At 64.1% G+C, this 7,690-nt stretch carries 4 protein-coding genes; all 4 read right to left on the bottom strand.

The genetic code is table 11. The annotated features are described in order from the left end of the window. Nucleotides 1-104 precede the first annotated feature (104 nt). Entirely contained in the window at nt 105-2,312 is a 2,208-nt protein-coding gene (locus tag DBR23_RS08755) for a S41 family peptidase (RefSeq protein ID WP_199227668.1), read from the bottom strand. A 120-nt stretch (nt 2,313-2,432) separates the two neighbouring features. Further along, nucleotides 2,433-5,141: a type VI secretion system ATPase TssH gene (gene tssH / locus DBR23_RS08750; RefSeq protein WP_108497984.1), complete on the bottom strand. Its 2,709-nt coding sequence runs from the start codon at nt 5,139-5,141 to the stop codon at nt 2,433-2,435. Nucleotides 5,142-5,197: 56 nt separating this feature from the next. Further along, complete coding sequence (gene tssG / locus DBR23_RS08745) at nt 5,198-6,301, bottom strand: type VI secretion system baseplate subunit TssG (protein WP_233250350.1); 1,104 nt, start codon at nt 6,299-6,301, stop codon at nt 5,198-5,200. Beyond that, nucleotides 6,298-7,690: type VI secretion system baseplate subunit TssF (gene tssF / locus DBR23_RS08740; RefSeq protein WP_108497982.1), on the bottom strand; the 1,393-nt coding region annotated here is incomplete at its 5' end. The genes tssF and tssG, both read right to left, overlap by 4 nt.

The raw sequence follows: 7,690 nt of genomic DNA, 5'->3' as shown, positions 1-7,690 counted from the left end.
GGGCGATGAAGTCGGGGATGATGGGCATGCGCTATTTTCGCCTGCCTGTGTCACTGCAGCAGGGGTTGCTTGCTTTTTGGGCACATGAGCGCATGACGCTGCTGTTAGCGTGCCAGGGGCCTACCGTCCAGCCACTGCACGGCGGCATCCAGCACAGGGTCGCCACCGGTCATGACGCGTTGGACGAAGCCTGCGTCCGCCGCCAGGCGCAGATCGGGCTCAACGCCTTTGCCAAAGACATAGTGGTCGCCTTTGGCGCCCAGTTCTGCCACCGTGGGCGCGTGAACGATCACGTCTCCGGGCAGCAGCACGCGCGTCGTCATGCCTACAGCGCCCGGCGTGGGCTCCGTCCCGATGACCTGGGCCCGACCGGCTTTTTGCAACCAGGCTGCGAAGATCTCGCACGGGCCCGTGCACTCCGGTCCCGTCAGCAGCACCAAGGGGGCGCCGTAGTAAGCGCCGCCTTGTGTGAACAGCGGCAGCTGTGGAGGTAGGCCCAGGCTGCCGCGAGTGCGCCACACCTTGGCGGTGGCGTCCACCTGGCGCTGCGCGTAGCCCTGCAGCCTCAGTGGTCGGTCGTAAGAGAAGAAAGACGCTGCGTAGTGGGGAACCAACTGATAGGCACCATGGTCGGCGCCCCGAAGGTCCAGCACCAGGCCGCTGAGCCGTGCCTGGGTGGCGGCTGCAAGGCTGCGTTCCCACTGGTCCAGGTTGCCTCCGCCGTCGGCGAACGAATTCAGCGCGATGTAGCCGTACTGCCGGCCCGATTGACTGCGCAACTGGAACGCTGACAGCGATTCGTTGTTGGGGGCTGATCCTGCCGCCTGAGGCCGTTCCGCCACGCGCTGGCGCAGATCGAAGGTTTGCTCCTTGCCGTCCTGGCGCACCTTCAGCACCATGGCTTCCCGATCGTAGGCCATCAGCTTGAGGGCATCGTGGCGGCGCCCGACTTCAGTGGGGCGGTTGGAGTAGCGTACGGCGCGGCCCACATAGCGCCCGATGCTTTCGCCATTGACTTCCACAATCTCAGCGCCCGGGCGCAGCCCGGCCAGTTCCGCTGCCGAGCGTGGAGCGACGCTGCCTACCAGGGCCCGGCCATCAGGCAGCCACCACACGCCGTGCATCGGCAGGGGCGTGATGCCGCGCGGCAGCCACTGGCCGGCCAGGCCCACATCGAGTCCTGCCGTGAGACCCTGGGGACCACCTGCACCGCGCAGTTCGACGCGGAACAGGCCGTCCTGCAGGCGTGTGCCAATGTCGGCGTAGATTTGCGCCATGGCTTGCCGCTCCCGCTGGTCACCGGCCTGCCGCACCTTGTCCGCCAGCTCGGCCTGCAGCCGCGCCCAGTCCATGGGCTGCGCGCCGCGGAACGGGTAGCGTTCATGCATCACACTGGTGAATGCCTTGAAAGCGTCGCCGGGCGACAGCCGGGTCAGGTCGATGTCTGCCGTGGACTGCACCCCATATTGAGCCAGCGCGATCTCGCGGCTGCGGTCGAAGCTGAAACCGCGGCTGTCCAGGGTCACGACGGTGTAGCCGCGCGGCAGCCGGACCATGGGGTCGTCGGGTGTGAAGAGGCGACCGTCTGCGCCGAACCCCGCTGGAAAAGCTGCCCCTGACTCGCTGGCCCATACCAGCAGCTTGCCGCCCACCGCTTCCATGGCCAAGTCGGGTTGTAGCGGCCATTCCATCTGCACCGAGCTGGTGGTGAGCATGGCGTGCTGCTCTATCGCGTCCAGCGCGCGGCGGCTCGCCCGGCGTGGCAGGCTGGTGTGCACAGACAATGCAAATATCTTTACGCCGGCACCTGAGGTCCGCACCCTGCCAGAGCCCAGGTCGAAAAGGGTTCCCGGTGGTGTTGCTGGAAGGTCGATGGACACTGCCGAACTGTCTGCGCGGGGGGTGGCCAGCAGTTGGTCTTGAGGTGCTGTCACATGCGCGGTCTGGCGCTGCACGAAGTACGCGCCCTGGTCGAGCAGCGCCACCAGCGTGCTACTCGCAGCGACGGGGTCGCCCGCGCCGCGTTCGAGGGCGGCAATGATTCGCACCGGGCCGCCTTCGTCGCGCGCCATCACGGCGGGCCCGGAGGGCGGCTGGAACGGAATGCCGTTGCGGCTATCCCAGGCTTGGCGGCCCGCGTCCATCGCCTGCCTGCTCGTCGACATCACCTGTTGTCCGGTGGACATCATCTGCTGCCCGGCGGACACAGCGCCTTCGCTACGAGTGATGGTCTCGCCGGCCCGGCCCAGGCCATCAAGCAGACCTGAGTGCGCCGGTATCGCGAAGGCTGCCAAGACGACCAAGGCGGTCAAGGCGGCAGTGGCTGGCACAGTACCTGCCCGGTGTTCTGCGGTGCAGGGGTGGGGAAGCAGGTCGCGGAGCAAGCGTGCGTTGGGCATGGTGGCGGTGCGTCGAAGGGGGTGCTTGTGGGCCTAGACGTAGCGGATCACAAAGTCGTTATCAGCGGCGCTCACGTTGATGCGGCTGATGATCTTTGTATCCACCGAAGCTTGCAGGAACTCTATGGCCATGCGTGGCAGGAGGTTCTGGGTCAGGATCGCGTCGATCATGCGGGCGCCAGACTCCACTTCGCTGCAGCGCTCTCTGATCACCCGCACGGCGCTGTCGTCGAACTCGAACTGCGCACCATGGTTGACCTGGATACGTGTCTGGATGCGGCGCATTTGCAGGCCAATGATCTGCTCAAGCATCGCTTCGGAAATCGGGTAGTACGGCACCACCGTGAGGCGACCGAGCAGCGCGGCCGGGAACTTGTCGAGCAGCGGCTGGCGGATTGCCTGGGCCAGTGCCTCCGGCGACGGAATGAGGTCGGGGTCGTTGCAAAGGCCCGCGATCAGCTCCGAGCCCACATTCGACGTCAGGATGATCACGGTGTTCTTGAAGTCGATATAGCGGCCCTCGCCGTCTTCCATCCAGCCCTTGTCGAACACTTGGAAGAACATCTCGTGCACGTCCGGGTGCGCCTTCTCGATCTCGTCGAGCAGTACCACGCTGTACGGTCTGCGGCGCACCGCTTCAGTCAGAACGCCACCTTCACCATACCCCACGTAGCCCGGTGGCGCGCCCTTGAGTGTGGAGACGGTGTGCGCTTCCTGGAACTCGCTCATGTTGATGGTGATGAGATTCTGTTCACCGCCGTACAGCGCCTCGGCCAAGGAAAGGGCGGTTTCGGTCTTGCCCACCCCTGAGGGGCCTGCCAGCAGGAACACTCCAATGGGTTTGCTGGGGTTGTCCAGCTGCGCGCGCGCTGTCTGTATGCGGCGCGTGATGGCCTCCAGCCCGTGGCGCTGGCCGATCACGCGCTTTTCTAGCGTATGTGTCAGCGTCAGCACCGACTTCACTTCATCGCGCACCATGCGGCCCACGGGAATGCCTGTCCATTCGGCCACGACGGCGGCCACAACGCCCGCATCCACCACCGGGTGCAACAGGGGATCGTCGCCCTGTAGGGCTCGCAGTTCCTTGCGCATAGCGTCCAGCTCCTCTGGCGAGACGGCTGGTGTGGCTGATGTCATCGCTTCAGCGGAGGCAGCAGCTGCATCGACGCTGGCAGCGTCCGGCGTGCGTGTAAGCCGTGCAGCCAGGAGTGTTGCTTCTGCCTGGACGATACGTTGCGCGAGGTCATTTTCGCGGGCCAGTCGTTCGGTCAGCGTGGCTTTCTCCACTCGCAAGCGCTCCAGCGCTGCGGCCAGCTCGGTCTCGCGCCCTGGATCGGCGATGCCCAGGTCGGCCTCGCGCTGCACCACCTCCAGCTCCACCTGGAGCGCCTCCTGTTGGCGGATCACGGCCTCCAGGCGCGCTGGGGTTGCCGTCAGGGCCATGGCGACGCGAGAGCATGCGGTGTCCATCAGGCTCACGGCCTTGTCTGGCAACTGGCGTGCGGGAATGTAGCGGTGCGACAGGTTTACCGCGGCCACCACAGCCTCGTCAGCGATCCGAACCTTGTGATGCGCTTCCAGCTTGGCGGCCACGCCGCGCAGCATGTGCACGGCTTTGGGTTCGTCGGGCTCGTGGATGTGTACCAGCTGGAAGCGGCGTGTCAGCGCCGGGTCTTTCTCGATGTGCTTCTTGTACTCTGCCCAGGTGGTGGCGCCAATCGTGCGCAGCACGCCACGGGCCAATGCTGGCTTGAGCAGGTTGGCAGCGTCGCCCGTGCCGGCCTGGCCGCCTGCGCCGATCAGGGTGTGCACTTCGTCGATGAACAGCACGATCGGAGTGGTGCTGGCCTGCACTTCGTCCAGCAGCGTGCGAAGCCGGTTCTCGAACTCGCCCTTCATGCTGGCGCCCGCCTGCAGCAGGCCGACGTCCATGGTGCGCAGCTGGACGCCGCGCAGCGGCGGTGGAACGTCGTCCGTGGCAATGCGCAACGCCAGGCCTTCCACCACGGCGGTCTTGCCGACGCCGGCTTCGCCCACGAGGATGGGGTTGTTTTGCCGACGGCGCATGAGGATGTCGATCATCTGGCGCACTTCCTCGTCGCGGCCTGTTACCGGGTCCAGTTCGCCTTGGCGGGCGCGTTCGGTCAGGTCAACGGTATAGCGCTGCAGGGCGTCCTGCTTACCCGTGCCGAGTGGCGTTGTCGCACTGCTGGCTTCACCTGGCGTTCCCTGGAGTCCCGAACCGTCAGCTGCCTGGAGTCGGGCTTCCGGCGACAGTGGGAGCAGTTTGGGGAATGCGTCGCTCAGCGATGGCTCGGAGATCTTTTCGAACTCCTTCGAAATTGATCGGAGCTCATTGGCCAGTGTCCGGGTGCGCAGCATGCCGGAAAGCCAGTAGGCGCTGCGGATCTGCGATTCGTTGAACATCAGCGTGGCGTAGACCCAGCCGCGTTCGATGGACATCTCAATCTGGTCCGAGAAGTCGGAGATCGACGTGGCTCCCCGTGGTAGCCGGTCCAGACTACGCAGCACGTCGGCAGCAAGTTGCTCTGCATCGATCTCGAAGTGGCGACACAGCCTCATCAGGTCGGAGTCGTTCTCCTGCAGCAACTGGTGCAGCCAGTGGACCAGTTCGACATAGGGGTTGGCCCGCAGCTTGCAGAACACCGTAGCGCCCTCCAGCGATTTGAAAAGCAGCGGGTTGAGTTTTCCGAACAGGGCAAGGCGACTGATCTCAGACATGGTATCGGGGCAGGGCGTTGATGAGAATTTCTGGGAGAGTTAACAACGAGGGTTTGTCATGCGCCCGGAGGCATGGTCGCGTGCGCTCTGACCTGCTGGCTGCGCGAATGCAACCAGCTTTCCGGGTCCAGACGGAAATCATCCGCATCAGAGGCCGCAGGGCCGTCGAGCATCCAACTGGTCCAGCCCAGGCGGGTTCCGCCGCCCAGACGCGTGCCGGGGACTTCCTCACGCTGTAGCACGAGCTCGAAATCCCAGGCGTACTCGATACCCAGGTAGTTCCTCACCCAGTCCACGAGTGCCTGGAAATCTGGATGGCCCGGAAGAAAGCGCTCGTACTGCGCCAGTGTCATGGGGCCAATGCGAAGCCGGAACTTGCTTTGCGCATCCGGAACCCTGGATCCCACCACCGTATCGACCCCCAACTGAGAGTTGCAGGGATGCCGCGAGAGACGGGTTTGCTGCGAGGGCTCGAGCTCCAAGTAATGCAAGCAGTATTCGTTCAGAGCGACGGGCACTCCAAAGTAGCTGGCGATGGCACGCTGCAAGCCCTCCGGATTGCGGGTGATGCGCGTGAGGTGCCCGGCCATGTGAAGCTTGGCGTGGTCGTCCACCGCATCGCGGCGTCGTGCTGATGGTTCACCGATGCCAATGATGCTGGCCAGGTGGCGCCCGAACATCCCGTCACCGGGCCGGTCCAGGGATACTGTGGGCTGGGCATCGGCCCATGCACGAAAGAACAGCAGCAGCAGCCTGTGGTGGAAGATGTCGGAGAACCGGGCCAGCGTCGGGTCGTCGTATTGGCGCTGTCTCTCGCGGACGTACTCCGTCAGGTGGGTTGGCAGCGGGCCATTGGGACCATACAGGCCGAAGTTCCAGACCATCAACCGCTCCGGCTGGCCTGCAACGGCTGGCAGCACCTCAGCAATGGTGGCCGGGGCGAAGGCGAGAGAAGGGTCCTGGCCCAGGCGGATCGGCTCCGCTTGAGGGCGCGCAGCACGGCCCAAAGCCGGTAGATCCGGATGGCGGGCCTGCAGCCATCGCAAGGCGAAAAACAGATCAAAGGCGTGTGGATCGCTGCGCAAGCGCTGCCACAGGTCAGCGCTGCCATCTTGCCGCGGCAACGGAAATTCCCGGTTTGGAGATGCTGCGCCGGTCATGTATTGGGCCTCTGGCCTGGGCGAGCTTCCCATGTGGCGAGTGGTCCTCGCTGCCGAGAGTGCAAAGACAGTTCAGTGAAGCTATTGACACCCACATGGCGCGCGAAAAAGCGCTCAAGCACACAGGCCAGCGGCCATGCGCTCACGCCAGCGAACGAAGATTCATCGACCGTGAGTGTGATCCCCACTCCCCGGCCGTATATCAGCTGGCGGTGTTGAGCAAGGCGTCTGGTGATGGGTTGAATACTGACTTCCTTCAGCCCGGCAACCTGGCCGGTGAGGACATGGTTGCCCAAGGCGAGGTAGAGGTTCATCAGTTCGCGAAGCGTGGCTGCGCCTTCCTGCTCCGAGAGGTCGGTCATCGCCAGGTAGTTCAGCGACAGATGCGAGATCAATCTCCAGGTGATCTCGTTCTCTGCCACGCTGCCCATGGGTCGCGATGGTCCAGCGACGGTGCGTATGGCGCCGATGGGCGCCGAGTCGAGGGTGATGAAATCCCCCCCGGCTTGATTGATCGGCATCAGCAGAGGCAGATCGCGGTTTGTGCACAGGGTGCGTACCGAAAGTTGCTTGAGATCGTCTGAAAAAGGGGCTGCTCGTTGGTCCACCAGCGACAGGAAAACTTCGCTGCCCAGGTATTGGGTCCGGGGCCCGAAACGAACGGCGTGCTCCGAAAACAGCCGGGGCTCCCTCCGTACGGCGAAGTACGCTTGGTCGTCTGAGCGTATGCCGTGCACGGAGGCATACAAGGGAACGAACTCCCGGTCGTTCACCTGGCCCTCCTGGTGGCCGGTGACGCTGAGCACGTTGTACACCTCGAAGTCGCGTGGGCGGGTGCGTTCCATCACCACGTGGTACTCGTTGACACCGGCCGACACGTGGATGCGGTCCGCCATGCGCTCAAACAGGTTGATCGCGGGTGTGCAGTGCAACAGGAAATTTTGTCTATCCACCACCGGTTCGAGGTCTGGGGCTGCCTTGCGCAGCAGCAGCGTCATGGCCAGACGCCTTCCGAGGATCATTTGTAGCGAACTCGCCAGACCTTGGATGGAGAAGAACCGGAAGCGCGGCGGAAAGGCGAAATACTCATGCAGCAGCCGGTGCCCCTGAAACGCCCGGTGCGAATAAGGCAGCAAGGACTGACTCTGTTCATACCCTTCAGCACGAAGGGCGTGGGCTGAGAGGTATCCGTGCACCCGGGTCGGATCTTGTGCATCGTGCACCACGATGCCGAGGAGAGATTCGTGCAACAACTCCTGCAGATGGGACGCCACAGCGTCAGATGCGTGGATGTACATATCCAGCCGATCCATCGGCAGTTGCGCGAAGTCGGTAGCCCCCTGGGTTTCGATTTCCAGGCGCAAATGCCCTGCCGGCTCATGCTGCAAT

This window comes from Acidovorax sp. HMWF018 (assembly GCF_003061035.1).
In the GTDB taxonomy this organism is placed as follows: Bacteria; Pseudomonadota; Gammaproteobacteria; order Burkholderiales; family Burkholderiaceae_C; genus Acidovorax; species Acidovorax delafieldii.
Note: the sequence above shows the minus strand (reverse complement) of the source record. Positions and strands in the feature narration are given on the sequence as shown.